At 61.6% G+C, this 26,275-nt stretch carries 23 protein-coding genes; 15 read left to right on the forward strand and 8 right to left on the reverse strand.

The window, feature by feature from the left end:
- Both ABD937_RS18760 and ABD937_RS18765 read right to left on the reverse strand, forming a co-directional pair.
- Positions 1 to 309, reverse strand: a 309-nt coding sequence (locus ABD937_RS18760) for an IS110 family transposase (protein WP_345257401.1), incomplete at its 3' end; no start/stop codon positions are given.
- Between the two features lie 460 nt (positions 310 to 769).
- Positions 770 to 1,828, reverse strand: coding sequence for a COX15/CtaA family protein (locus ABD937_RS18765; protein ID WP_345257402.1), 1,059 nt, complete (start codon positions 1,826 to 1,828; stop codon positions 770 to 772).
- A 338-nt stretch (positions 1,829 to 2,166) separates the two neighbouring features.
- Between ABD937_RS18765 and ABD937_RS18770 the strand changes: the two genes are divergently transcribed.
- From ABD937_RS18770 to ABD937_RS18780, 3 genes are all read left to right on the forward strand, one after another.
- Positions 2,167 to 2,781, forward strand: a complete 615-nt coding sequence (locus ABD937_RS18770) for a ribonuclease HII (protein WP_345257403.1) — start codon at positions 2,167 to 2,169, stop codon at positions 2,779 to 2,781.
- A 219-nt stretch (positions 2,782 to 3,000) separates the two neighbouring features.
- Positions 3,001 to 3,885 (forward strand): M48 family metallopeptidase, encoded by an 885-nt coding sequence (locus ABD937_RS18775; RefSeq protein WP_345257404.1) that lies wholly within the window; start codon positions 3,001 to 3,003, stop codon positions 3,883 to 3,885.
- Positions 3,886 to 4,173: 288 nt separating this feature from the next.
- Positions 4,174 to 4,401, forward strand: a complete 228-nt coding sequence (locus tag ABD937_RS18780; protein WP_345257405.1) for a hypothetical protein — start codon at positions 4,174 to 4,176, stop codon at positions 4,399 to 4,401.
- Positions 4,402 to 4,598: 197 nt separating this feature from the next.
- Here ABD937_RS18780 and ABD937_RS18785 read toward each other — a convergent pair whose 3' ends face one another.
- Positions 4,599 to 5,885 (reverse strand): glycosyltransferase family 4 protein, encoded by a 1,287-nt coding sequence (locus tag ABD937_RS18785; protein WP_345257407.1) that lies wholly within the window; start codon positions 5,883 to 5,885, stop codon positions 4,599 to 4,601.
- A gap of 38 nt (positions 5,886 to 5,923) precedes the next feature.
- Entirely contained in the window at positions 5,924 to 6,997 is a 1,074-nt protein-coding gene (locus ABD937_RS18790) for a glycosyltransferase family 4 protein (RefSeq protein WP_345257408.1), read from the reverse strand.
- A gap of 320 nt (positions 6,998 to 7,317) precedes the next feature.
- Between ABD937_RS18790 and glf the strand changes: the two genes are divergently transcribed.
- Positions 7,318 to 8,454, forward strand: a complete 1,137-nt coding sequence (gene glf, locus ABD937_RS18795) for a UDP-galactopyranose mutase (protein ID WP_345257409.1) — start codon at positions 7,318 to 7,320, stop codon at positions 8,452 to 8,454.
- Between the two features lie 749 nt (positions 8,455 to 9,203).
- Here the strand turns inward: glf and meaB are convergent.
- A complete protein-coding gene (gene meaB / locus ABD937_RS18800; RefSeq protein WP_345257410.1) occupies positions 9,204 to 10,112 on the reverse strand; it encodes a methylmalonyl Co-A mutase-associated GTPase MeaB in 909 nt (302 codons plus the stop codon).
- Between the two features lie 138 nt (positions 10,113 to 10,250).
- Here meaB and ABD937_RS18805 point away from each other — a divergent pair, with 138 nt between their 5' ends.
- The 3 genes from ABD937_RS18805 to ABD937_RS18815 all read left to right on the forward strand — a co-directional run bounded on the left by ABD937_RS18805 (position 10,251) and on the right by ABD937_RS18815 (position 14,660).
- Positions 10,251 to 11,480, forward strand: coding sequence for an O-antigen ligase family protein (locus ABD937_RS18805; RefSeq protein WP_345257412.1), 1,230 nt, complete (start codon positions 10,251 to 10,253; stop codon positions 11,478 to 11,480).
- Positions 11,477 to 12,235 carry a glycosyltransferase family 2 protein gene (locus ABD937_RS18810; protein ID WP_345257413.1) on the forward strand — a complete coding sequence of 253 codons (759 nt, stop codon included), beginning with the start codon at positions 11,477 to 11,479 and terminating at the stop codon, positions 12,233 to 12,235. Before ABD937_RS18805 ends, ABD937_RS18810 begins: the two co-directional genes overlap by 4 nt.
- 685 nt (positions 12,236 to 12,920) lie before the next feature.
- Positions 12,921 to 14,660 (forward strand): ABC transporter ATP-binding protein, encoded by a 1,740-nt coding sequence (locus ABD937_RS18815; protein ID WP_345257414.1) that lies wholly within the window; start codon positions 12,921 to 12,923, stop codon positions 14,658 to 14,660.
- A gap of 167 nt (positions 14,661 to 14,827) precedes the next feature.
- On the opposite strand, the gene ABD937_RS18820 is transcribed toward ABD937_RS18815, so the two are convergent.
- The 3 genes from ABD937_RS18820 to ABD937_RS18830 all read right to left on the reverse strand — a co-directional run bounded on the left by ABD937_RS18820 (position 14,828) and on the right by ABD937_RS18830 (position 16,355).
- Complete coding sequence (locus tag ABD937_RS18820; protein WP_345257415.1) at positions 14,828 to 15,100, reverse strand: glycine zipper domain-containing protein; 273 nt, start codon at positions 15,098 to 15,100, stop codon at positions 14,828 to 14,830.
- Between the two features lie 122 nt (positions 15,101 to 15,222).
- Complete coding sequence (locus ABD937_RS18825; protein ID WP_345257416.1) at positions 15,223 to 15,726, reverse strand: hypothetical protein; 504 nt, start codon at positions 15,724 to 15,726, stop codon at positions 15,223 to 15,225.
- A 56-nt stretch (positions 15,727 to 15,782) separates the two neighbouring features.
- Entirely contained in the window at positions 15,783 to 16,355 is a 573-nt protein-coding gene (locus ABD937_RS18830; RefSeq protein WP_345257417.1) for a pentapeptide repeat-containing protein, read from the reverse strand.
- A 134-nt stretch (positions 16,356 to 16,489) separates the two neighbouring features.
- Here ABD937_RS18830 and ABD937_RS18835 point away from each other — a divergent pair, with 134 nt between their 5' ends.
- The 8 genes from ABD937_RS18835 (at position 16,490) to ABD937_RS18870 (ending at position 26,268) form a co-directional block, all read left to right on the forward strand.
- The gene (locus tag ABD937_RS18835; RefSeq protein WP_345257418.1) at positions 16,490 to 18,133 is read left to right on the forward strand and encodes a TldD/PmbA family protein; all 1,644 of its coding nucleotides are present in this window, start codon (positions 16,490 to 16,492) and stop codon (positions 18,131 to 18,133) included.
- A gap of 9 nt (positions 18,134 to 18,142) precedes the next feature.
- Positions 18,143 to 19,462 (forward strand): TldD/PmbA family protein, encoded by a 1,320-nt coding sequence (locus tag ABD937_RS18840; protein WP_345257419.1) that lies wholly within the window; start codon positions 18,143 to 18,145, stop codon positions 19,460 to 19,462.
- A 402-nt stretch (positions 19,463 to 19,864) separates the two neighbouring features.
- A complete protein-coding gene (locus ABD937_RS18845) occupies positions 19,865 to 20,503 on the forward strand; it encodes an LON peptidase substrate-binding domain-containing protein (RefSeq protein ID WP_345257420.1) in 639 nt (212 codons plus the stop codon).
- Between the two features lie 218 nt (positions 20,504 to 20,721).
- Positions 20,722 to 21,525 carry a type III pantothenate kinase gene (locus ABD937_RS18850; RefSeq protein ID WP_345257422.1) on the forward strand — a complete coding sequence of 268 codons (804 nt, stop codon included), beginning with the start codon at positions 20,722 to 20,724 and terminating at the stop codon, positions 21,523 to 21,525.
- Between the two features lie 13 nt (positions 21,526 to 21,538).
- Positions 21,539 to 22,954: a hypothetical protein gene (locus ABD937_RS18855; RefSeq protein WP_345257423.1), complete on the forward strand. Its 1,416-nt coding sequence runs from the start codon at positions 21,539 to 21,541 to the stop codon at positions 22,952 to 22,954.
- 150 nt (positions 22,955 to 23,104) lie between these two features.
- On the forward strand, positions 23,105 to 23,740 hold the full coding sequence (lptC, locus tag ABD937_RS18860; protein ID WP_345257424.1) for an LPS export ABC transporter periplasmic protein LptC: 636 nt from the start codon (positions 23,105 to 23,107) through the stop codon (positions 23,738 to 23,740).
- 292 nt (positions 23,741 to 24,032) lie between these two features.
- Positions 24,033 to 25,022 carry a potassium channel beta subunit family protein gene (locus tag ABD937_RS18865; protein WP_345257425.1) on the forward strand — a complete coding sequence of 330 codons (990 nt, stop codon included), beginning with the start codon at positions 24,033 to 24,035 and terminating at the stop codon, positions 25,020 to 25,022.
- Positions 25,023 to 25,446: 424 nt separating this feature from the next.
- Positions 25,447 to 26,268, forward strand: a complete 822-nt coding sequence (locus tag ABD937_RS18870) for an SDR family oxidoreductase (RefSeq protein ID WP_345257426.1) — start codon at positions 25,447 to 25,449, stop codon at positions 26,266 to 26,268.
- The last annotated feature ends 7 nt before the right edge of the window (positions 26,269 to 26,275 follow it).

Genomic DNA, 26,275 nt, shown 5'->3' on the forward strand with positions numbered 1-26,275 from the left:
CAACGTGCGCAGGTAGGCCGACATGCGGTTGGGCAGCACCACGGAGACCTCCGCACCCCTGTCGTGGAGGAAGAAGGCGAGCTCCTCGTGATAGCAGCCCGTGGCCTCCATCACGTGGCGGGTGGGAAGATCGGCGAGGGTATGCCTGGCTACAAAGTGCTGTAGCGCCGTGAAGCCCGTCCCGGTGTTGGGGAAGGTCTTGCGGGCGTAGAGCTCCACCTTCAGGGTGTCGGTGAGTCTTCCTAAAGTGACCACGAGTTCGTCTTTGCTGACATCGATGCCGCAGGCCTGCTTGAGTACGTGTTGCATAAGAAATAAGGATGAAAGGGTTGGTAAAAGATGAAGTGTATACCCACCTGACGCCTTTTCTCCCGATGCGGTATCCAGGATCCGGCCACAAAAGGCAGGCCCTTACATTCTGTTCAGACTCCGGGCAGGAAAAAAGCGGGGGGCGAACTCTTTGCGACAGCATGCTTCCTGAGCTACTTGGACGCAAATCGCTCCCCCGCCTCTCACTTCATAAATAACACACTAACTTAATCAAACAACCAAAAAGCAAACATAGGAGACGCCAAGCCGCGGAGGATCTTTTGCACACGCAGACGTTACTTGTATTCGTCGCGTCGCCGCGCCGTTGCGCCGTCGCGTCAAAACGTCCTGCCGAGGGCAGGACCCTGCATTTGCGTGCTTAGCGCCTTTGCGTGAAACCCGCGTCGAACGTTAATGATTGCCAGGCGCTTGCGCCGGGATAACCAGCAGTACCCGCCGCCTACAGCACCGACGGCCGCTTATCGCGGAGCAGGAACGCATTGGCCACGAGCGACAGGAGGAGCAGCATCGCCACGAACTGGTGCAGCTGCGCCATCCATTCGAAGTCGTTCCATTTGGCAGGGCGGATGTGCACCGAGGTGAGCACCGTGGCCACGCCGAGCGCCACCTGCAGCAGCACCAGCACGAAGGGCAGCCAGCGCGCGCGGCCGAAGAGCCGCGTCGGCCGGAGCCGGAACGCCGAGAAGGTCCACACGGCGATGAGCACGGTGAGCAGGTAGGCCAGGTTGCGGTGCACGAAATGAATGGTGATGCGGTCTTCGGCCAGGCTCTTCAGCCCGTCGGGAAAGAGGCGCGGGAGGTACGTGCCGTTGATGTCGGGCCAGGTAGGCGCTGCGGGCGCGCCGCGCAGGCCGGCCATCAGCGCGCCGAAGATGAGCTGTACGCCGAGCAGTCCCACCAGCCACCAGGTGCTGCGGCGGAGGCGCGGGCCGGTGACCTTGTCCTGCTCGCGCGTGAGGAGCTGCAGCGCGAACCAGAACACGTAGCACAGCAGGCCCAGGGCGAAGATGAAGTGCAGGGCGAGGCGCGTCGGCTTTACGTAGATGGCGTCGCCCTCGAGGCCGGAGGCCACCATGATCCAGCCTATGGCGCCTTGCAGGCCACCGAGGATAAAGAGCACGATGAGCGGACGGATCATATCCTGCCGGAAGCGGCGCTGCACGAGGAAGATGATGAACGGAATGGCGAACACGACGCCGATGAGGCGGGCCCAGAAGCGGTGGAACCATTCCCAGAAGAAGATGAACTTGAAGTCGGACAGCGTGAAGTCGGAGTTGAGGAGGCGGTACTGCGGCGTTTGCTGGTATTTCCGGAACTCCTCGGCCCACCGGCCCTCGTTGAGCGGCGGCAGCGAGCCCGTGATGACGTCCCACTCGGTAATGGAAAGGCCCGAACCCGTAAGGCGGGTAATGCCGCCGAGGATCACCTGCACGATCACCATTGCTACGCCGACGAGCAGCCAGATGGCTACGGGCCGCGACGAGTGCCTTCCTTTCATGGCCGCAAAATTAGCAGGGCGCCAGCCAAAAACTTTTTTCCTGCGTCTTTTTTCAGGGCGACGAGGAGCGCTTGCGCACATTCGCCGCAGCAGCAGAACCACCGACTGGTCTCCCTGTTCAATGTTTCGCTTCGGGAGTTGTAGAAAGAATCCGCAGGCTGCCGTGAGCCCGGTCGACTTAGGAAAACAGCATACCGCTGCGCCGTGATTGCAGATGCCGACGATGCATTTTTGCCGCCTGCTCCCGATAGCCTTCGCGTGGCAGTACCTGGGCGCAGCACTTCGTTAATTTTGACGGCCCGCTTCGCGGTGCCCTTCCGAAATCCGAACTTCGCGGCATGCTGCTCCCCTATTTCCAGGATGTGCTCCTCGAGGCCGGCTGCGACGAGGCCGGCCGTGGCTGCCTTGCCGGACCGGTGTTCGCCGCCGCGGTGATCCTGCCGCGCGACTTTGCGCACCCGCTGCTCAACGACTCGAAGCAGCTTACCGAAAAGGAGCGCTACAGCCTGCGCCCGGTCATCGAGGAAGCCGCCATCTCCTGGGCCGTGGCGGCGCTGGAGCCCGAAGAGATCGACCGGGTCAATATCCTGCGCGCGGCCTTCCTGGGCATGCACCGCGCCGTGGCGCAACTCAGCGTGGTACCCGAACTCCTGCTCATCGACGGCAACCGGTTTTCGCCCTATGAGTTCATCCCGCACCACTGCGTGGTAGGCGGCGACGGCAAGTACGCCTCGATCGCAGCGGCATCGGTGCTGGCCAAGACCTACCGCGACGATCACATGAAGGTCCTGCACCACGAATTCCCGCACTACGGCTGGGACCGCAACAAGGGCTACGGCACCCGGGAACACCAGGAAGCCCTCAACCAGCACGGCCCCTGCCTCCACCACCGCCGCTCCTTCCGCCTCGACTACTCGCCCGCGGCTTCAGCCGCGGGGATCTCAGATCTGTGATCGCGGATCTGTGATCTATGGGGCCACCCAAGGAATAAAGCGTGTATCAGCAATAGATCTGAGATCACTGATCCGACATCCGAGATCCCCGGCGTCAGCAATAAATCTGAAATCCGAAATCTGAAATCTGAGATCTCCTGGCGTGCGTCAGCCAGATCTGAGTTCCGCGATCACAGATCTGAGATCCTCCCTTGGCCTTCGTTTTGCACCTTTGCGCTTATGGCACGCATCCTATCCATTTTCCTGCTCCTCCTCCTGGCCGCCTGCAACCAGATCGACCGGGCGATCGGCAACGACGACAGCAAACGCAAAGACGCCACCAACTACTCGTACGCCTGCCTCGACTCCTCGCTGGCCGGCAACCGCACGGGCCGCACCATCGAGCGGGCCACCAACGTCATCCGCGACCTGGCGGTGTCGAAAAAGACCATCACCGACAGCCTCGAAACGACCTATGGCGAAGCCTTTCACCGGGATATGCTCGCCGAGGGCGGCATGAAGCTGATCGGGGACGCGGCCCTCGACACGCGCCTCAACACGGCGCTCCACCGCCTCCTCGAACAACGCACCGATCCCTCCGGCATCCGCTACGTGGCTTATGCCGTGGAAGACACGGTGGTGAACGCCTTCACCTTCGGCGGCCGCATCTACATCACCCGCGGCATGCTCAACCGCGTGGCGCAGGACGAAGCCCTGCTCTATGCCATCATCGGGCACGAGGTGGGCCACTCCGAAGCCGGGCACATCAAGGCCACGATCCAGGATATGGCCCTCTCCGAAAAGCTCTTCGGCAACAACGGCACCACCTTCTTCGAGCTGAAGCGCCTCCTCACGGCCTCCTTCAACCAGAAGAACGAGCTCGAGGCGGACTACTACGGCATCAACCTCACCAACCGCCTCGGCTTCGACCTCTGCACCGTGGTCACGTTCTGGAAGGAGATGGCGAGCCGCGAGAACCCGTACAACAAGGTGGAGGACTTCTTCCGCACCCACCCCTTCTCCGACGCCCGCGCCGAGTGCCTAGCCGGGCATATCCGGACCAACTTCGGCAAAGACTGCGGCGCGCTCAACAAGGGCGCTTCGCTGCCGCAGGTGACACGATAGACTGCTGGTTTGACGGCCGCAGGCGGCCTCACTTTTCCTATAGCACAACGCGGGTTTCGCGCAAAGGCGCCAATGCGCGGAGCACGCAAAGGATGATGCGCTACGCAGAGGGATTTTCATTGCGAGCGGAGCGTCCCGAAGCTTCGGGAGCGACTCCGCGCGAAACCCGCTACCACTTTACGAAAAGCAAGCGGCTTGCGGCGGGTTACTCGTGAAGTTGTTTGCCCACTCGTTAAAATTTCCCGACAAAGCTGCCGGCAGCAGGGCCTGCCCTACCTTTGTGCCGCTATGAAAAAAGGGCTGTACACCTTCCTGCTTACATTCAGTCTCGCTGCCGCGGCACCGGCCGCGCAGGCCCAGTGCTCGGTATGCACCAAGACTGCCCAGCAGCTTGGCGAGAAGCCGGCCGAAGGCCTCAACACCGGCATCATCTACCTGATGATGACACCCCTGCTCATCATCGGCAGCGTCGGCTACTTCTGGTGGCGCCGCAACCGCGGCGAGTTCAATGGGTAGGGAATATCGAATACCGAACAAGGAATATTGAATAGCGAAGTGAGCGATGCGCAAGGCGTGTTTTCCTTTCAGGTATCGTACCAATCAATCTTACTGGCTGTACAGGGGTAAAAACCAGTTGCATCCAAATGCACGATCGGCGCTCTTCGTATCGATCGTATCAAATCTGCGTTCCTTCTCATTAACCCATCCGTACATTACCTGTTCCTGGCTTCGATATCGCTGATGGCCTCATCGAAGTAACCCAGGATGGTCGACCACGAATAGCGGTCGCGCACGTAGCGGTAGCCCGCCTCGCCCTTTTCTTTTGTATCCCGCTGCGCTACCACGTCCTCGAGGGCTGCCTTGAAGGTGTCGTAATCCGTAAACGTCCAGCCGCCCTTGCTCGCCTCGATGTGATCGTGCAGCACCTCGGTACGTCCGTTGGCCAGCACGGGCACGCCGCAGCCGAAGCTCTCGAGCAGCACGAGCGACAGGCTCTCGTACAGCGAGGGGATGATGAGCGCGCCCGCCTGCAGCATCAGCTGATCCTTGCGCTCGTCGGGGATGAAGCCGGTCCGTATAATTGCGGGATGTTCCGGTACGGGCATCATCTCCTTGCCTACGAGCACGAGCTCCAGGCCGGCGCCCGTCTCCTTCAGAAAACGCAGGAAGTACTCGATCATCACATCGCAACCCTTCGCGGAATCGATGCGCCCAACATAGACGAGGTAGGGGCGCTTTATGTTGAGTGCGCCCAGTACCGAAGCGTCGGGCTGCAGGCGGTCGCGGAGCAGGTCGATGCCGACGCCCACGATGCGCTGTTGCACCTGTGCGATCGGGAAGAGCTTTTGCGAGAACACCTGCTCGGCGCGCGTGTTGAAGAGGATCCAGGCGGGCGCCGCCATCACCTTGCGGTAGAAGTGGATGTATGCGGCCTTCTCGTCGTGCATGGTCGGGATGAAGATGCTTTTCTGCGGCACCGTCAGCACCGAGAGCGCACCGGGATAATACAATGCAGTGAACGCAATAAATGCGGTATACTCCTGCTCCTTTTCTTTGAGGTAGGTCAGCAGGTCGGGCATCGCCGGCCCCTGCGCCTCGAGCCAGCGCATCCCGTCTTCGTCGGTGATGGCTGCGTTCGGAAACAGCTTCGTGAACCAGCCCGGCGCGCCCAATGCGCGGTGCAGCTTCTGTACGAGGTGCCGCCCGCGGGCCTTGCGGCCGTAGTAGCCCTGCACCTTGCGCGGCTCGCGCATCTTGTTGTTGAAGCGCAGCACCCGAATGCCGTTCTCTTCCGACGGGCCCTCGGCATAATAGGGCTTCCAATCGCTGTAGTCGAGGGCGCGGCTCGTGAGCACCGTTACGTCGTAGCGCTGCGCGAGCTGCTCGGCCACCATGCGGGCATGCACTTCGGCGCCGCCGTTGACCTGTACGCCGTAGCGCTGTACGATGATGCCGATCTTGCGGCGGGGAGCGGACGCTCCGGAAGGGAACTCGTTCATGTGTTGGGAATGCGGCAAAGTAAGCGAATCTTTCGCGCTCAGGAACGGAGCAGCTCGTCGTATACCGCGTGGTACTGCCGCGCGGCCTCGGTCCAGCTGAACTGCGCCGCGCGTGCGCTCATTTCTCCGGCGCGCTCGTGCGCCGCGAAATGACGCAGGCCTTCCCCGAGCGTCTGCCGCATCTCTTCGGGATCGAAGCTGCTGAAGTAATAGGCGGCACTGCCGCCGATCTCGGGCAGTGAGGTGCAGGTGGAGAGGAATACCGGCTTGCCAAAGTACAGGGCTTCTACAACCGGGAGGCCGAAGCCCTCTGCCAGCGAGGGAAAGACGAAGGCTTCGCACTGCTGCAGGTACCACTGCTTGTCGCTTTCAGAGATGGGCCCGGTGAAGTGCACACGGTCGGCCACGCCGTGCCGCTCCGCCTCCGCCACGATGCGCGCCTTGTACGCCTCGCTTTGCGTGATGCCGGCGATGAGGAGCTGTCGCCCGTTGCCCGCGAGCAATCCCGGGAGCACGTGGAAGTTCTTCTTGTCGATGATGGTGCCGACGGTGAACAGGAACGGTGCCGACGGAACGAAGGCCGGCGTCGTGAGTGGTGTGATGGGCTCGATGTTGCAGCCGTTGTAGATGACGGTCGTACGCTTGCCGGTAAGGTCGAGGTGCTGCCGCGCGTCGCTGAGCGAGAACTGCGAGATGGCCACGATATGATCGGCGCGCTCCACCTTCCGCTTCAGCTTGTCGAGGTGCCGCTGCTTGCGTGCGTCGGGCTTGCCTTCGTCGTGCATGAAGTTGAGGTCGTGGATGGTGAGCAGCACCTTCAGCCGGCGGCGCAGCGGGTAGTAGTTGGAGCCCTGGTAGGTATTGTGCCAGATGTCGACGTCGCCGGTGGCGGGGAGGCGGAACTTCTGCAGCGAGTGTTGTGCGCGGTAGCAGGCATCCGCGCCGAAGAGCCCCTGCGCCGATGACGGCGTATAATAGCAGAGGCGGCGGTTGCCGGGTGCCGTAGCGGCCAGCTGGCGACCCAGGTGCAGACAGAAGTGATACAGCCCCGTATGCGGGTACTTCATCCGTTCACAATCGAGCAGGACCAGCGGCGTTCGGCGGGGCGTCACAAAATGAGTTTGGTGCAGAGGGATCAAATGTAGGCAATGGGGACAACTTTCGCGGCCGGGCTTCGGAAGCGGTGCGTATCGGGAACTGCGGCAATATCCTCCACAAACGGAATGCACCCGCCGGCGCTGCTGCCCGGCCGTAGCGCTGCCGCCGCGCGCGGCCAGCACGGCTGTTCGCAATGGCATGCTTTTTTAATTTCTAGAAGCCGACTCCGGTGGTACCGGGACAGATCTGTCGCCCGCTTGCTGTATGAATATGGGGAACCAAGGGGATCGGGGGCTTGCCTCTGCAACAATCTATTTTAAACTCAACACGGGTGATGATGACGACAAAACAATACGACTATGTGATCGTGGGCGCCGGGCTCTTTGGCGCCACCTTCGCCTACCAGGCCCGTAAGGCCGGAAAGAAATGCCTGGTGATCGACAAGCGCGCGCACATCGGCGGGAACATCTACTGTAAGGATGTGGATGGGATCAACGTGCATTATTACGGTGCGCACATCTTTCATACGAACGACCGCTCGATCTGGAATTTTGTAAACTCCTTCGTCGAGTTCAACCGCTATACCAACTCGCCGCTCGCGAACCATGAAGGCAAGCTGTATAACCTGCCTTTCAACATGAACACCTTCTACCAGCTCTGGGGCGTGACCACTCCCGAAGAAGCACAGGCCAGGATCCAGCAGCAGATCGCGGAGCTCAATATCACCGAGCCGCGCAACCTCGAGGAGCAGGCGCTGAAGCTCGTGGGCACCGACATCTACGAGAAGCTGATCAAAGGCTACACCGAGAAGCAGTGGGGCCGCAAGGCCACTGAGCTGCCGGCCTTCATCATCAAGCGCCTGCCGGTGCGCTTCACGTACGACAACAACTACTTCAACGACAAGTACCAGGGCATCCCGGTAGGCGGCTTCAACAAGCTGTCCGAAGGCCTGCTCGAAGGCATTGAAGTGCGGTTGGATACCGACTTCTTCGGCGATCCCGAATACTTCCGCGGGCTTGGCGAGAAGCTGGTGTACACCGGCGCGCTCGACGAATACTACAACTACCGCTTCGGCGCGCTCGAGTACCGCAGCCTGCGTTTCGAGCACAAGCACCTCGAGATCGAGAACTACCAGGGCAACGCCGTGGTGAACTATACCGAGGCGCATATTCCCTACACGCGGATCATCGAGCACAAGCACTTCGAGTTCGGCACACAGAAGCATACGGTGATCACCTACGAGTACCCCGCTACCTGGGAGAAAGGGATGGAGCCTTACTACCCGCTCAACGACGAGATGAACAACAAGCGCTTCAAGCAGTACAGCAACCTCGCCGAGGAAGAAGAGAACGTGATCTTCGGCGGCCGCCTTGCCGAGTACCGCTACTACGACATGCACCAGGTGATCGGCTCGGCGCTCGTGAAGGCCCGCGACGAGCTGCAGCTGCCGCGCCTGGAGAATCGCGCTTGATCAATGTGCTAATGTGCTAATGGGTTAATGTGCTAATAGAAGACAGATGAAGATCACGAAGACATAGGTGAATGTTTTCCTTTCAAGTGCTATTGAAGGACGATGAGGGCCCTGGCGTAAAGCCGGGGCTTTTCGCATCCGCAAGTTCGCGACGCCGCATGCATACCGGGCTTCTGTGCCAGGGGATCTGCTGCGGAAGCAAGGGATCCATGGTGGGAGCAAGGGATCCACGGTGAACGAATGCATCCCGGAGGGATGCGCGTTCGGTAGCCCGGCATGAAATGCCGGGGTCGATAATGAAAATCCACGTCAGCATCCCGGAGGGATGCGCGTTGCCGGAAATCGTGCGTTACGCGGGGGGTTAAGATGGGCGTGAAGTTCCCGGAACCCGGCAGGAGTGCTCGCTGAAGGTATCACGGGGCGGAGCTACCAGCGATCCCGAGCGATCACGCCCGTCGTCGGCAAGGGCAATATCCTTCTTCTATCGGATCTTCTTTAATGTCGCCTTTTGGGTAGCGCATCCCTCCGGGATGCTGACCTGAATGTGTATCGATGATTCTGCCTTGCCCGGCATCTCATGCCGGGCCGCCAAGCGCGCATCCCTCCGGGATGCATTCGTCGCCGGATCATTTAAGGAAATACCGATATCATAGCTCCGGGATCAGACATCCACGACCGCAGATCCGGGATACCGCTATGTGCGTCAGCAATAAATCTGAAATCCGAAATCACAGATCTGAGATCCCAGATCACACATCTGAGATTCCCACATAGCGCTCCACCACCTTATACAGGTTCGCTCCTGTGGCCAGCTCGTCGCGGAGCTGCTCTTTCGACAGGTCCCGCATGCGCTCCTGCTGAATAAGCTGCCAGGCCTTCTCGGCACGCAGCCAGAGCCGGCGCTCTGCGTTGTGCGCGTGCGCGCGGTCGGCCTCGATGGCGGCCGCCAGCTCCGCAAGGCCTTTGCCTTCCTGGGCCACGGTGGCCAGGATCGGGATCGTGTGGGCGGCGTTGAACGCCGGCGCCAGCATCTGCCGCAGGTTTTTCATAAAGGCCGCCGCATCGGGCCGGTCGCTTTTGTTGACCACGAAGATGTCGGCGATCTCCATGAGGCCGGCCTTCATCGTCTGCACCTCGTCGCCGGCCTCGGGCACCAGCACCACGAGGGTCGTGTCGGCAAGACCGGCGATCTCGATCTCGCTCTGGCCCACGCCCACCGTTTCCACCAGCACGTAATCGAAGCGGGCGGCGCGCAGCACGTCGGTGAGCTCGATGATGCGCGGGTGCAGCCCGCCCATGGAGCCGCGCGTGGCCAGCGAGCGGATGAACACGTCGGGGTGCGTGTACCACTGGCTCATGCGGATGCGGTCGCCGAGCACGGCGCCGAGGTTAAAGGGAGACGAGGGGTCGACGCAAAGCACCGCTACGCGTTTGCCGCGGGCCACGAGCGTGCCGATGAGGCCATCAGTGAGCGTGCTCTTGCCTGCTCCGGGCGGGCCGGTGATGCCCACCACGCGCACGTCGTCGGGACAGGCGAGCGCCGCCAGCAACGCGCGGTAGCCGGGCTGCGCGTTCTCCACAAAGGAGAGCAGGCGCGCCAGCGCGCGCGGGTCGCCGGAGCGGAAGGATTCGAAAAGCGGGGCCCAACTCGGTTGCATGGCAGCGAAAATAAGGTTGAGAAGGGTTCAGAAAGGTTCAGAGAGGTTCAGGAAGGTTCAGGAAGGTTGGGCTGCAGTCCACGGAACCCTTTTGAACCTCTCTGAACCCTCCTGAACCTTTTCCCTAGCTTTACGGTTATGCTCCTTCCGTTGAAGTACCGGCAGCCCGTGCTGCTGGGACTCTTACTGCTTTCCGTGTTCAGCCTCTTCGTGTCGCGCGCGGGTCTTTCCATCAGTATGATCGCTTTCGTGGCCGTTACGACGCTGCACCGCGGTATCGGTGCGCAGCTCCGCCGCGTCGTTACCAACCCGACGCTCCTCGGCATGACGCTGCTCTTCGCCGTGCCGCTCGTATCGGGCCTTTGGAGCGACGACACGGGGGGATGGGCCGGCGCCGTGCGCATCAAGCTGCCCCTGCTCTTCTTTCCGCTCGCGTTTGCCGGCAGCTGGCAGCTCACGCAGGCGCAATGGCGCTTCCTGGCCCTGTTCTTCGCCGGCTGCGTAAGCCTCGGCGCCGCGGGGAGCCTCGGCCTCTACCTCGAAAATGCCGCGGCCCACAACGAGGGCTTCCTGCGGGCCAAAACTTTTTCCACGCCGCTAGAGAGCGACCACGTACGTTTTTCCTGGCTGGTGACCGTGGCCCAGCTGACGCTGCTGGCCCTGTGGAAGGATGGGAGCCGGGTGCAGCGCTGGTGCTACGGAACGCTACTGCTTTTCCTAACCGTATACCTGCATGTGCTGTCGGCGCGCACCGGCCTCGGCGCCTTCTACCTGCTGCTCGGCATGGCGGCGCTGCGCCTGCTGTTTCAAAAGCGTTCCTGGAAGCTGGGGCTTGCCGCAGGGATCGCCGTTGTGGCCCTGCCGCTGCTGGCCCTGCGCTTTCTTCCGAGCTTCCAGAACCGCGTGGCCTACATCCGCTACGACCTGCCCAATGTGCTCAACGGCTCCTACCAGATGGGCGCTAACGACGGCAACCGCTTTCTCTCCATCCGCGCCGGCATCGACCTGCTGCGGCAGCACCCCGGCGGCATCGGCTTCGGCGACATACAACCCGCGAGCAACGCCTGGTTCGACGCGCATGTGCCCGGCATGATCCGTTCCGACCGCTTTCTCCCGAGCTCCGAGTGGCTCATGTACGGACTCGGCGCCGGGTGGATCGGCGTGCTCCTCTTTACGGCATCGATGGCGCTGCCCCTGCTCGACCGCAGCATTCGCCGCAGCTTTCTCTGGTTCGTCCTAAATTGCGGCGCCGCCTTCAGCTTTTTATTCGATATTGGGCTGGAGGTGCAGTACGGAGTGTACGGGTACGTGTTCCTTATTTTGTGGTGGTGGAAATGGCTGACACCCGAAACCGGCCAGGCCGAATGATGCAAGCAACCTTTTCGATCGTGATCGTGTGCAAGAACGAGGAGTCCCGGATCGGGCATGCCCTCGAAAGCGTGCGTGGGTTGAGCGACGACATCGTGGTGTACGACAGCGGCTCCACCGATGGCACCCTGGCCCTGGTGGAGCGCGCCGGCATCGTGCCGCACCGCGGTCCCTGGCTCGGCTACGGCGCCACCCGCCGCGCAGCCACGGGCCTTGCCCGGCACGACTGGGTGCTGTGCGTTGACGCCGACGAATCGCTTTCGGAAGCCCTGCGAAGGGAGCTCAGCTCGCTTACGCCGCAACCCGGCACCGCCTATGCCGTGCGCCTGCGCAACCACCTCGGCGCCCGCTACATCCGCTGGGGTGCCTGGGGCGCCGACCGCCGCACCCGCCTCTTTCACCGCGGCACGGGCAACTGGAGCGAGGCGCCCATCCACGAAAAAGTACAGCTCGCGCACGGTACGCACATCGTACACCTGCAGGGCACCATCCACCACCGCACCGCCGCCTCCATGGCCGACTACCGCCGCAAGCTCGACGCCTATGCGCGCCTCACCGCGGAGCAGTATCACCGCGAAGGCAAGGAAGCCACCTTCGTACGCCGTTACTTTTCGCCGCTCTATACCTTCTTCAAGAATTACGTGCTGAAGCTCGGGCTCCTCGAAGGCCGCGCCGGCTGGCAGATCTCGGTGGCTACGGCGGGGTATACACGAAAAAAGTATAAGTGGCTGGGGGAGCTGGAGCGGGGAGCGTGAATCGTCAATCGTGAATCGTCAATCGTGAATAGCTCAGTACGGGGAAAGGGCCTTTTTGTTGGGATGTGCCTGCCATGATAGCAGCCTTTCCAAAAACAGAACTTTCATGCTGATCGCCATCCCTATAAAAAGCTTTCGGTAGCGGTTAAGAGCCCCTGGGTGTCTTCGCCCAAGGCTTTGCCGATGCAAGAGATGCGCACTTCCGAATATGATGTTTACTGCAAGCGGCGCATGATCCGCATGAGCTCCCTGCACCCCGTAGGGGTGCTCGTTATAGGAATTGCGGAAGGGTCAACCAGGCAAATGATGGTTCGCATCATCCTTGACCTTTGATCGGCACCCGAAACATTCCTTTCCATTGGATCATCATGCTGGTACCACCTTCTTTGGTAACGCACATCCCTTGCGCCGAAGCCATTGGCGCAGACGCCCCGGATGTAAGGCTGGCGCGAGGAACCCCTCCCCTACTGCAAGCCGGGCAGAGCGCAGGAGGATGAAAAGCCCTTGGTCAATTTCGCTTTGGCTTTCACTTCTTATGGGACCGCTCACCTTGTAAGAGCCGGGGGCGAGAGAGAAACCGCCCTGGCCCCCATCACCATTCACACGCCGAAGCATCGGGCGACGATTCACGCCTGACGCCTCATGCCTCACGATCCCGTGGTCCCATTTTTTCAGCCCTCCCGCCGTGCACCTGTTCTGGAAATACCTCCGCCCCTACAAGGGCCTTATGTGGGCCTCCATGGGCCTTGCCGCGCTTGCGCAGGCCCTCACCTTCCTCGATCCCGTACTCTTCGGCCGCATCCTCGACCAGTATGTCATCCACCCCCGCACGCAAAACGAAGAAGCCCTCGTGCGTGGCGCCGGCAGGTTGCTGGCCCTCCTCGTTGGCGTGGCCATTGCCGCCCGCGCGGCCCGCTCGCTGCAGGAGTACGTGCTGCGGCTGCTCGTACAGCGCTTCGGGCAAACGGTATTCGACGAAGGCCTCAAGCAAACCCTGCGCCTCTCCTTCGAAGAGTATGAGATGCAGCGCAGCGGAGAGGCGCTGTCGGTGCTGCAGAAAACGAGACGCGACACGGAAAGCTTTCTCACGGCCTTCATCAACATCCTCTTCTCCACGCTTGTCGGGGTCGGCTTCCTGACGTACTATGCCATCACGCGCAGCTGGCTGCTGGTGCCCGTGTTCCTGGTGGGCGTGCTGCTGCTCGGCGGGCTCACCGGGCTCCTGTCGAAAAAGATCAAGACCGTACAGCGCAAGATCTTCCGGCAGAACGCCGTGCTGGCAGGGCATATTACCGAGTCGCTGCGCAACATCGAGCTCGTCAAAAGCCTGGGCCTTACCTACCCCGAGATCCGGAGGCTCAAAACCTTCACGCAGCAGATCTTCGACCTCGAGATGCAGAAGGTGCGGCGCGTGCGCACGCTCGGCTTCCTGCAAGGCGTCACCCTCAACCTCCTGAAGCAGTCGATCCTCTTCATCCTGCTATGGCTCATCTTCCGCAAGGTGCTGAGCCCCGGCGAGCTCATCTCCATGCAGCTCATTCTGAACTACATCTTCGTACCGATACAGGACCTCGGCACCATCATCCTCGCCTACCGCGAGGCGGAAGCCTCGCTGCACAACTTCGACGCGCTGATGCAGAAACCCGTAGAAACACGGCCCGAGGACCCGATCGAGGTGGGACCTGTACAGAAGCTCGAGTTCCGCGATGTGAAGTTCCGCCACCGCACCGGCACGCGCAACGCTATTGACGGCCTGTCCTTCTCGGTCGGCACCGGGGGCTCCATCGCCTTCGTAGGCCCGAGCGGCTCGGGCAAGTCGACGCTCGTAAAGCTACTGGTGGGCCTCTATACCCCGCAGGAGGGCGAGATCCTCTTCGACGATGTGCCAGTGGGCTCCATCCGCTACAACCGCGTGCGGCGGCAGATCGGCTTCGTGACGCAGGACACACAGCTGTTCGCCGGCACGGTGCGACAGAACCTCCTCTTCATCAAGCCGACGGCCACCGACGAAGAGATGCACCAGGCGCTGCGGCGCGCTGCGGCGGCCCACCTGGTGAGTGGCCCCGCGGGCCTCGACACCCTGCTCGGCGAAGGCGGCACCCGCCTCTCAGGCGGCGAAAAGCAGCGCCTCTCCATCGCCCGTGCCCTCCTCCGCGACCCGCGCATCCTCATTTTCGACGAGGCCACCGCTGCGCTCGACTCGATCACGGAGGAATCGATCACGGCTACGCTGAGCGGCATTGCCGCCGAGCGCAGGCAGATCGTGCTCTCCATTGCGCACCGCCTCTCCACGATCCGCCATGCCGATACGATCTACGTGCTCGAGAAAGGCCGCATCGCCGAGCAGGGCTCGCACGAGGAGCTGCTGGCGCAGAAAGGATTGTATTATGCCCTGTGGCGGCAACAAGTGGGGAATATCGAATAATGAATGGCGAATCTTGAATGTCGAAAGAGCCGATCGAAGTGCGGTACAACGGCCGCATCCATTAAAGAGCAAAGGTGCCCCATCGTATCTCTCATCACTTCATGAGCACATTAGCACATTACCCCATTAGCACATTAAAAATCCCCGTCTTTGGACGGGGATTTTGATCAATCGTTCTTCACCACGACCTTTCGGCCTTTTTTCTTGTTTTGCTTTTTGCCCCACAGGTAGCCTGCGCCGGCACCTACGACGCCGCCTACCACGGCGCCCTTGGAGTTGTTGCGGCTCACGATGACGCCGGTGGCAGCGCCTGCGCCCGCGCCGATGGCCGCGTTCTTGCGGGAACGGCTACGCGTTTCTACTTTCTGTGCACTCACTTCGCTGGCGGTGAAGCCGGCTAGGCCCAGCGCGAGGAAGGTTCCATAGATGATCTTTTTCATAGTATTCCGTTTTTGAGGCCGTGAACGACCCGGGATACAGGAGTTAAAGAATGTGCCAAAACCCTGGCAGCCTCTGCCGTAACGAAGGGGAAGGGAATGTGTTTTCAGAAAGCTTTTACACTTCAGCGCTGCACCAGGATATTGCCGTGCCCTCCTGCATACAGGCCTTCGCTTTCGCTGAAAAACCCATAATATACACGGTAGTAACGGCCGTTGCTGTAGCTGTCGCGGCTGAGCAGGAAGGAACGGGCGGAGCCCCCGGGCGTCATAGCATAGCTGTACCGGTCCTTCACATTTAGGTCCTCGTCCACTACAACCACCTGTACGGCGGTACGCAACGTACCGCTGATCGTGAAACGAAAGATTCCATCGGTAGGGTTCGGGAAGACCGGCTGCACCGAAACCTGTGCGCGGACCGCGCCTGCGAGATCGGCTGCCGGCAGTTCCGTAAACAGGGCGCGCGTGCCTGCCGGGAAGCCGCTATACACCTGCCAGTCGTCGGGGTCGGTAGCGATCAGGACGCCGTTGCCGTCGGTGCGGGTGATCGACGAGGCATCGATGTGCCCCCCGCTCTTCTTACAGTGCATCAGGAGTACCGATAACAACAGGAAGTAAATGAGTTTCATGAGCAATGGTTTCAATAATAGATAGGATCATAACGAAGGATCCGGATCCGTGTTGCCTAATCGATGCGCACGCCGTATACATCCAGCAAGCCCGTAACGGCGGGCAGCGAGAAGCGGGCTTTGCGCACGCGGTTGCGGCCCGGGTCGATGGAGTAATGCAACGCGGTGCGGAGGTCGGCGCCTTCGAGGTTGGTGTTGGCGAAGAGGGCGCCGTGCAGGTCGCAGGCATCGAAGATGCTCCCCGAGAGGTCGGCGTCGGTGAAGTCGGCGGAGCGGAGCGAGCAGGCCCGGAACACCGTCTTCTTCAGCGAGCGGCCGGAGAAGGAGGCCAGCTCGAGGTTGCAGCCCGTGGCGCGGATCGAGAAGAGGAAGGGATCGCAGTGGTCGAAGGGTGTGCCGAGCAGCTTGCAGTCGGTGAACGTGCAATTGCGAAAAGCGGTCTTCTGCAAGCCGACGTTCGAGAGGTCGCAGCCGGTAAAGGTACAATCGACGAAGACGGATCCCGATAGCGCCACCGCGGCGAAGTGACAATGGCTGAAGGTGCACTGGTCGTATTCCCCTGCGCTGAAGGGCGTTTTCGTGAAGTCCTCCTGCTCAAAAAGCAGATCGTCGAAGTACGTGCGTTCCATGCGGGCAAGGTACGGATCGGGAATCGGCAATCGGGAATCGGGAATCGGGAATAGCAACAGGAGCAGTCGAATACACGAGGAAAGATGGCGGCGCGAGCGTTCGATGTCGTATTTTGGTTTTTCAACACCCCCCTGTGCAACGAAAAGACTTTCTCCAGCTTACCGGTACCCTAAGCCTCGGCGCCCTGCTTCTTCCTGACCTCGCCTTTGCCGCGCCGGTCGACCCCGATCGCTTCCGCGAAGGCGGCCCCGACACCGCCGCCAAAAAAGCCCTCGCCGACCGGGCCCTTACTGCAGCGCGCCGGGGCGGCGCCGCTTATGCCGACGTACGCATCGCCCGCACCCTGCAGCAGGCGATCAGCACCCGCGAGAACCGCGTGCTCGGCATCTCCAACAACGGCTCCTACGGCATGGGCATCCGCGTGCTCGTGCGCGGCACCTGGGGCTTTGCCGCCACCAACGACCTCTCGCCCGAAAGCATCGCCCGCTGCGCCGCCAACGCCATCGCCATCGCCCGCGCCAACGCCCTGCTGCAGACCGAGCCCGTGCGCTGGACGCCGCAAAAAGGACTCGGCGAAAAGAGCTGGCGCACCCCGATCGAAAAGAACGCCTTCGATGTGCCCGTGAAAGAAAAGACCGACCTGCTGCTGCGCGTCAACAGCGAAGCGCTGAAGGCCGGGGCCTCCTTCATCACCTCGTCGCTGAGTTTCGTGAACGAGCAGAAATACTACGCGAACACGGAAGGCTCCTACATTGAGCAGGACCTGCACCGGCTCTGGCCTACGTTCACCGCAACGGCCGTGGACCGCAGCAGCAACCGGTTCAAGACGCGCGACGCGCTCAGCGCACCGATGGGCCGCGGCTATGAATACCTCGACGCCGATCCTTCGGAAAAGATCCAGGGACCCGCGGGCCTCATCCTGTACCGCAACCGCTACGATATGGTGGAAGACGCGCAGCAGGCCGCGCGCCACGCACAGGAAAAATTGTCGGCCCGCTCGGTGGAGCCCGGCACCTGGGACCTCGTGCTCGATCCGCTGCACCTGGGCCTCACCATCCACGAGTCGGTAGGCCACCCGCTGGAACTCGACCGCGTGCTGGGCTACGAAGCCAACTACGCCGGCACCTCCTTCGCTACGCTCGACAAATGGCGCTCCGGCAACTTCCGCTTCGGCGCGCCCATCGTGAACATCGTGGCCGACCGCACGCAACCCTACCTGCTCAACACGATCGGGTACGACGACGACGGTGTGCCCGCGCAGTCGTGGGACCTCATTAAGAACGGCATCCTCGTGGATTACCAGGCCACGCGCGACCAGGCGCATATCCTCGGCAGGAAGACCTCGCACGGATGCTGCCACGCCGACTCCTGGGCCAACATGCAGTTCCAGCGGATGCCCAACGTATCGCTGCGCCCCGGCACCGGAACGCTTTCGCCGGCCGCGATGATCCGGGACGTGGAGAAAGGCATCTTCATCACCGGCCGCGGCTCCTACTCCATCGATCAGCAGCGCTATAATTTCCAGTTCGGCGGACAGGTCTTTTACGAGATCCGGAACGGCGCCATCGCGGGCATGCTCGACGATGTGGCGTACCAGGCCAACACGCAGCAATTCTGGAATGCCTGCGCGGCGATCTGCGACGCCTCCGACTACCGCGCCTTCGGCACGTTCAACGACGGCAAAGGCGAGCCCGGGCAGGCAAGCGCCGTGTCGCACGGCAGTGCCACCACCCGCTTCAACGCCATCAACGTCATCAATACCCGCACCTCCAACTAAACGATCCCTATGTTCCTGCTCTCCGAGCCCGAAGCCCGGGCCCTCATCGATAAGATCCTTGCCCTATCCACAGCCGACGAAACCTCGGTGACCCTCAGCGGCGGGCGCACCGGCAATATCCGGTATGCGCGCAACAGCGTCACCACCAGCGGCGAAAAGGAAGACCGCGTCGCCACCATTACCGTGGCCTTCGGCAAGCGCAGCGGCTCGGCCAGCACCAACGAATGGACCGACGACGCCTTGCGGGCCGCCGTGCGTCAGGCAGAGGAGACGGCACGCCTCGCACCCGAAAACCCCGAGTTCCTCCCGGCGCCCGGACCGCAGAATTACGGTACCGCCGCCAACTTCAGCGCCGGCACGGCGGCCATGACACCGGCGCGCCGCGCCGCCCTGGCGCTTGCCGCCCTGAACGTGACGCGGTCGGGATCCCTCTCCGGCGCGGGCTACCTCGAAGACACGACGAGCTTTACCGCCCTCGGCAACAGCCGCGGCCTTTTCGCCTACAACCGGGGCACGGTGGCCGGATTCACGGCGAGCGCACGCACCGGAGACGGCACCGGGTCGGGCTACGCCGCCCGTACGTATACGGATGTATCGGAGCTCGATGCCGGTGCGGCCGCACGTATGGCCGCGCAGAAGGCCCTCGCCTCGCGCAACGCGCGCACGCTCCCGCCCGGAAAATACACGGTGATCCTGGAGCCCGCCGCCGTGGCTGATTTCCTTCCGTTCTTTCTCTCGGCGCTCGACGCCCGCAATGCCGACGAGGGACGCTCCTATTTCGGAAAGAAGGGCGGCGGCAACCGGCTTGGCGAAAAGCTTTTTGCCGACGGCATCACGCTCTACACCGACCCTTTCAACGCGCGCGTTCCAGGCCGGCCCTTCGCTGCCGACGGACGCCCCGTGGAGCGAACCGCCTGGGTGGAGCAGGGCGTGCTCCGCAACTTCCACTACAGCCGCTACTGGGCCGGCAAGCAGGGAGTGAAGGCGGTACCCCTCACCTCCGAATCGCTCATTCTGCAGGGCAGCGACCGCTCGCTTGAAGACCTCATCAAGGGTTCCGACAAAACGATACTCGTGACCCGCTGCTTTTACATGCGTTCCGTGGACCCGCAAAGCATCCTCGTTACCGGCCTCACGCGCGACGGCGTGTTCTGGATCGAGAACGGGAAGATCGCGCACGCCGTGAAGAACTTCCGCTTCAACGAAAGCCCGGTAAACCTGTTCCGCAACCTCGAGGACCTCGGGCGCGCCGAGCGCGTGGGCGCTTCGCTGGTGCCGCCGCTCAAGGTGCGCGACTTCAACTTCAGCTCCCTGTCGGATGCTGTGTAGGAGGCGGCAACCGGGAATCGGCAATCGGCAAAAGCGTTTTTAGGTCGATCAGGTGCAGTGGGCGTAGTGGTATTCAGAACCCGAGAAGTGCCCATTTGCGATAGGTATTTATCGTTCCGGAGTGATGTTGCTTTATTTTCGATCGGAAAGGACACAACCTTGCCTATGCGCTCAGGATCCTGGTATCTGCTTCTCAAAAAACCATTTCAAGTCTTTCAGAAAAGGACGACCCGTCACCAAGTCTAGGTCGCCAGGATGGATGCACTCATCGCTACACCGCCCCATTCCCGATTCCCGATTGCCGATTCCCGATTCCCGATTCCCGATTGCCGATTCCCGATTGCCGATTCCCGATTGCCGATTCCCGAACCGGACCTGCACTAAATTTGCAGACGCACCCGTATGACCAATTTCATCCCGATCTTCCCGCTCAACCTCGTCGTGTATCCCGGCGAGCAGCTCAACCTGCACATCTTCGAGCCGCGCTACAAGCAGCTCATTGCCGAGTGTCAGGCACAAGGGCGGGCCTTCGGTATCCCGACCGTCATCAACGACCGCATGCAGGACTTCGGCACCGTGGTGCGCATCACCGAGCTCAGCAAGGTGTATGAATCGGGCGAAATGGACATCAAGACCGAGGGCGAGCGCGTGTTCCGCATCCTGGAGGTCATCCAGGAAGTGCCCGACAAGCTGTACAGCGGCGCCATCGTCAACTACCCCAGCACCTTCGAAGCCGGTATCCCCGCCCTGCTGCAGCGCATTCTCGACTCGATCCGCGAGCTCCACCGGATGCTCAAGGTCACCAAGGACTTCAAGAAAGAGGACGATGCCCTCCGCGCCTTCGACATCGCCCACCACGTTGGCCTTACCCTCGAGGAAGAGTACGAGTTGCTGCACCTCTTCGACGAGCGCCAGCGTCTCGAATACCTGAAGCGCCACCTCTCCAAGGTGCTGCCCCTCGTGGCCGAGCTCGAAAACCTGAAGGAAAAGATCAAGCTCAACGGACACTTCAAGAACCAGAAGGGATTCAACCTGCAGTAGGATCTGGGATCGCGGATCTCGGATCTCGGATTTGTGATTTCAGATTTGAGGTTTGAGATTTGCGGTGGACCTTGTTCCCTATTCTTTATTCCTGTTCCCTGTTCTGTATTCCCTATTCCCTATTCCCTATTCCTTGTTCCCTGTTCCTTGTTCCATATCCCTGTTCCGCAGCTTCGCGTATCTTGCCTCGCTTCCCAACTGAAGCGCCGACCTGAGAAATGATCGAATCAACAAAAGCAAGCAACAACCTAAGTTCCCCCTCCGGGGGACAGGGGGCCGGGGCGGGGGCTGGGGCCGGGTCCACCCTCTGCCTCGACTTCGGCAACACGCGCCTGAAGGCGGCCCTCTTTACCGGGGATGTGCTCCGCGAGGTGGTTTACCTGCGCCCCGACGCTGCCGCACACCTCACGGAGCTCCTCGACACGCATCGCCCCGGGCATGCGATCCTCTCCTCCGTGATCGACCACGACCCCGCCATCGACGCCCTGCTCGCCGACCGCACGCGCTACCACCGCCTGTCGAGCCAATCGAAACTGCCGTTCACGATCCCGGTGGGCAAGCCCGAAACGATGGGCGCCGACCGGATCGCCGCTGCCGCCGCCGCCGTGCACCTGTTTCCCGGCCGGCACAACCTGGTGATCGCCCTGGGCACCTGCATCACCTACAACTTCATTGCGCAGGAAGGCGCCTTCCTCGGGGGCGCCATCGCCCCGGGCATGGCCATGCGCTTCCGCGCGATGCACGAATACACGGCGAAGCTCCCGCTCGTGGCCGGAACGCCCAACGTGCCGCTCGTAGGCTATGATACCGCCACCAACCTGCAAAGCGGTGTGGTGCTGGGCATGGCCTTCGAGATCGACGGCTTCATCAACGCCTACCGGGAGCGTTATGGGAACTTTAACGCCCTTTTAACCGGGGGGGACACAGGGGGGGTCAGCCCTCATTTGAAAAACAAGATATTTGCAGACCCCGAACTTATTTTTAAAGGACTTTATGCTATCAGCCGCGTCAACACTGCTTAAGAGAAAACGAATCGTGCTCGCCCGGACCGCAGGAATCACCGCCTTCACGCTCAGCGCCGCCGCCGTCGGCGCCCAGGGCAACTCGCCCTACTCGCGCTTCGGCCTCGGCGACATAGCACCCAACACCCACATCGTGAACCGCGGCATGGGCGGCGTATCGATCGCCGACGCCAACCAACCGCAGGACGTACGCTACAGCGACCGCCTCCGCGTCAACTTCAGCAACCCGGCATCCTATTCCTCCTTCTTCGGTTTCGGCCAGGCCCGCAACCCCAAGAAGCTCGCCTCCGGCCGTGTGCTCCTCGACGTAGGCACCTACCTGGAGAACAAAACGCTCCGCGAGCCGTCCCGCGCCGACAAGTTCACCTCCTCCGACCTCAACATCTCCTACCTCCAGATCGGCATTCCCCTGCGCAAAGGCTGGGGCCTCGCCATCGGCCTGCGCCCCCTCACCCGCGTGAGCTATATGGTGGAAGACCGCCGCCGCATCTTCAATCCCCCGGCCCAGGGCGGCAACAACATCGACTCCGTGTACACCGAGTACAGCGGCGACGGCGGCTCGTTCCTGCCCACCATCGGCACGGGCTTCGCCATCGGCGACCTGAGCATCGGCGCCAACATCGGCTACCTGTTCGGCAGCCGCGAGGCCAGCACGGTACGCTACTTCGAAAACGACACCGTGGTGTACTACCACGGCCTGCAGCGTACCAACAGCAACTTCGGGAAAGTATACTTCGACTTCGGCGCCCAATACACGATCCAGCTCAATAAGGCCCGCGGCCAGTTCCTGCGCCTCGGCGCCACGGGCAACCTGAAGCAGAACCTCAACGCCACGCAGCGCGTCACCATCGGCACCTTTACCCTCGATCCCAACACGGCCCTCACCGACACGGTGTACAAAAGCAGCAACGACCGCGGCACCATCGTGTACCCCGCGAGCTATAGCTTCGGCGTGCTCTTCGGCGGCGACCTGATCAAGCCGGGACCCGAGGCCGTGGAGAAGCGCAACCAGCGCTGGGGCTTCTGGCAGATCGGTGCCGACCTCGTGATGAACAAGTGGAGCCAATACCGCTACTTCGGCGCCAGCGATGCCGTGGCCGACAACATGATTGTGCGCGTCGGCGGCCAGATCCGCCCCAACCTGACGCAGGCCTACCTGAGCCGCATCACCTACCGCGCAGGCTTCCATGCCGGCAAAGACTACATCAGCGCCGGTGGCAACATGCCGCTCTGGGGCGTGAGCGCCGGCCTCGGCGTTCCCTTCGGCAACTTCAGCAACCTGACGCGCAACCAGATCACGACGGTGAACCTGGCCTTCGAATACAACAACCGCGGCAACAACCAGAACCCGCTCAAGGAAAACAACTTCCGCCTTTCCCTGGGGCTCAACCTGAGCGACTTCTGGTTCGTGAAACGCAGATATGATTAAGATGAAAAAGGCGCCCCGGGGCGCCTTTTTCTTTAGGTGCCCACACCAGGATGTGCCGGCTGCCGAAATTTTAAGGAAAACAAAAGCGGCTGAACTCCCCTGTAACCCGACCTTTGCCCGGCACGCTCCACTCAATCTAGAACCTTCTTCATGCGCACCCGCTCCTTCCTGCTTTCCCTGCTCCTGCTCGCCGTCCTCGCCGGATGCGGCAACGACGACGATAAGGTATTTGAGCGGAGAGACAGGAAAGCGCAGGTGGAAGTGGCGATCGACGTCACCACGCAGTTCAGCCAGAACGGACGCCTGAAGGCCATCCTCAAATCGCCGCGCATGCTGCGCCACGTGGGCGACTCGACGGTGATCGAATTCCCGACGATGCTGCACGTCGACTTCTACGACTCGCTCGGCAAGGTGGAAAGCTACCTCGATGCCCGCTATGCGCGCTATGCCGAGCACCGCAACCTCGTGCTGCTGCGCGACTCGGTGCGGGTCATCAACGTACGCGGCGACACGCTCCGTACGCAAGAACTCTGGTGGGACCAGAACGCCCGCGTTTTCTACACCGACTCGGTGGTGCGGATCGTGCAACCCGACAAGCGCATCCGCGGCGGCCGCGGCCTCGAAGCGGCACAGGACATGTCGTGGTACGTGATCAAGTTCCCCACGGGCATCATGGACGTGAAGGACGAGCAGTTTGCCGCGCCCCCACCCGCCGACACGTCGGCACCGGCATCGCCCGCGCCTGCCGGCACGCCACCACCCGTAGCGCCGATCAAGCCCTTGTAGCAGGCGGCCGCAAGCGGCCCTAATTTTCAAACGGCGGCACAGTGGTACGGAGGCATGGCGAATGAGTTCGTGAACTCCGGTTGGCAATGCCCAAGCATCACTGCGCCTTTGCGTCTTGGCGCCTCAGCGTGAAACCCGCATCGACCTGTAAGAAAAGCAAGGCCGCTCGCGGCCACGATAGAGAAAGGACGAACCCACCGTGCCGCCGTGTGCTCCCTGAGCGTGAGCGAAGCGAACCACGCCAGCAAAGCAACTGGCAATTCCCTATTTTGTCTGCCTAAACAAGACGAACATGGAATACCGCAGAATGGGCGCTACCGGCCTGCAGCTCAGCGCCCTCTCCTATGGCAGCTGGGTCACCTTTCATAAGCAGGTGGACGAGGGACTCGCCGACGAGCTGATGGACATCGCCTACGACCACGGCATCAACTTTTTCGACAACGCCGAGGTATATGCGCTAGGCGAAAGCGAGCGCCTCATGGGCCGCGTGCTGCGGCGCAAGCACTGGGACCGCACCTCCTACACCGTATCCTCCAAGGCCTTCTTCGGCTGGCGCGGCAAGGCCAACAAGCCCAACCAGACCGGCCTCTCACGCAAGCACCTCACCGAAGCCTGCCACGAGGCCCTGCAGCGCCTGCAGACCGACTACCTCGACCTCTACTTCTGCCACCGCCCCGACAAGAACGTACCCATCGCCGAAGTGGTGCAGACGATGAACACCCTCATCCAGCAAGGCAAGATCCTCTACTGGGGTACTTCCGAATGGAGCGGCGTCGAGATCATGGAAGCGCACCGCGTAGCCGCCGACTACCGCCTCATCGGGCCTTCGGTGGAGCAACCGCAATACAACCTGCTGGAGCGCGAAAAGGTGGAGAAGGAATACGCGATGATCTACAAGACCGTGGGGATGGGCACCACCATCTGGAGCCCGCTCGCCTCGGGCCTCCTCACCGGCAAATACAACAACGGCATCCCCGATGGCAGCCGCCTCGCCCTTGAAGGCTTCGACTGGCTCCGCGACAAGCTCATTGCCGACGACAAGCTCGCCAAGGTGCGCGCCCTCGGCGACGTTGCCCGCGAGCTCGGCACCTCACAGGCTACCCTGGCCATCGCCTGGTGCATCCGCAACCCCAACGTGACCACGGCCATCCTCGGCGCCACGCGTAAAGAGCAACTGCTGCAAAATCTGGAAGCGCTCGATGTACTACCGAAGCTCACGCCCGAAGTGATGCAACGTATCGACGACGTCATGGGTACGGCGCCTAAAATGCCGGATTTTTAAGGCATAATAAGTAAAACAAGGGATTCTTACCGCTAAGAAAAGAAGGGGCTAAGGTATTCGCTAAGAAAGGCTGCGCTGACGCGCGGCCTTTCTAATTTCAGATCTGGGATTTGGGATTTCAGATCTGTGTAGGTCGCAGGTGGCGCAAGGGCGCCCGCTGGTATTCGAGAACAATCGAATGCCGGCCGGGGCGCCGGCATTCCAAGCTTGTCGAGGGACGTGGGTTTTCGATTCAAAAGAGCCCATGGCTTTAGCCTTGGGCCGAGGAATAACAGAAAAAGAATGCTACCCTGGAAAAGTGTAGCTCTAAGGCGACCCATGTCATCCTGAGCTTGCCGAAGGGCCAATAAACAATCCCTTAGCGCAACCCTTAGCTTCTTCTTTTCTTAGCGGTAAGAAAACCTTCTTTACCTTTCTACAACTTATGAACTTCAAAGGAAAAACTGTCTTCATCACCGGTGGCTCCCGCGGCATCGGCAAAGCCATCGCGCTGCGGCTCGCGCGCGAGGGGGCCAACATCGCCATCGCCGCCAAGACCGCCGAGGCCCACCCGAAGCTCGATGGCACCATCCATACCGCAGCCGCCGAGATCGAAGCGGCCGGCGGCAGGGCCCTCGCCCTGCAGACCGACATCCGCTACGACGACCAGATCGAGGCCTCGGTGCGGCAGGCGGCGGAGCACTTCGGCGGTATCGACATCCTCGTCAACAACGCGAGCGCCATCAACCTGCTGCCCACCGAGCAGCTCGAGGCAAAGCGCTTCGACCTCATGCACGGCATCAACGTGCGCGGCACGCTGCTCGTGTCGAAGGCCTGCATCCCGTATCTCAAAAAAGCGGAGAACCCGCATATCCTCAACCTCTCCCCCCCGCTCGATATGGACCCGCGCTGGTTCGGCCCACACCTCGCCTATACGCTGAGCAAGTACGGGATGAGCATGATCATCCTGGGCCTTGCCGAAGAACTACGGCCCCACGGCATCGCCGCCAACGCGCTCTGGCCCCGCACCACCATCGCCACGGCTGCCGTGCAGAACCTGCTGGGCGGCGACTACCTCGTGCAGCGCAGCCGCACCCCCGACATCGTGGCCGACGCCGCGCATGCGATCTTCTCGCGCTCCTCGAAAGAATGCACGGGCAACTTCTTCATCGACGAGGAAGTGCTGGCGCAGGAAGGCATCACCGACCTGGCGCACTACGCGGTCAACCCCGAAAACGAGCTGCAGAAGGATCTGTTCGTGCGGTAAAGCGGCG

It is taken from the genome of Flaviaestuariibacter amylovorans, assembly GCF_039541815.1.
In the GTDB taxonomy this organism is placed as follows: domain Bacteria; phylum Bacteroidota; class Bacteroidia; order Chitinophagales; family Chitinophagaceae; genus Flavisolibacter; species Flavisolibacter amylovorans.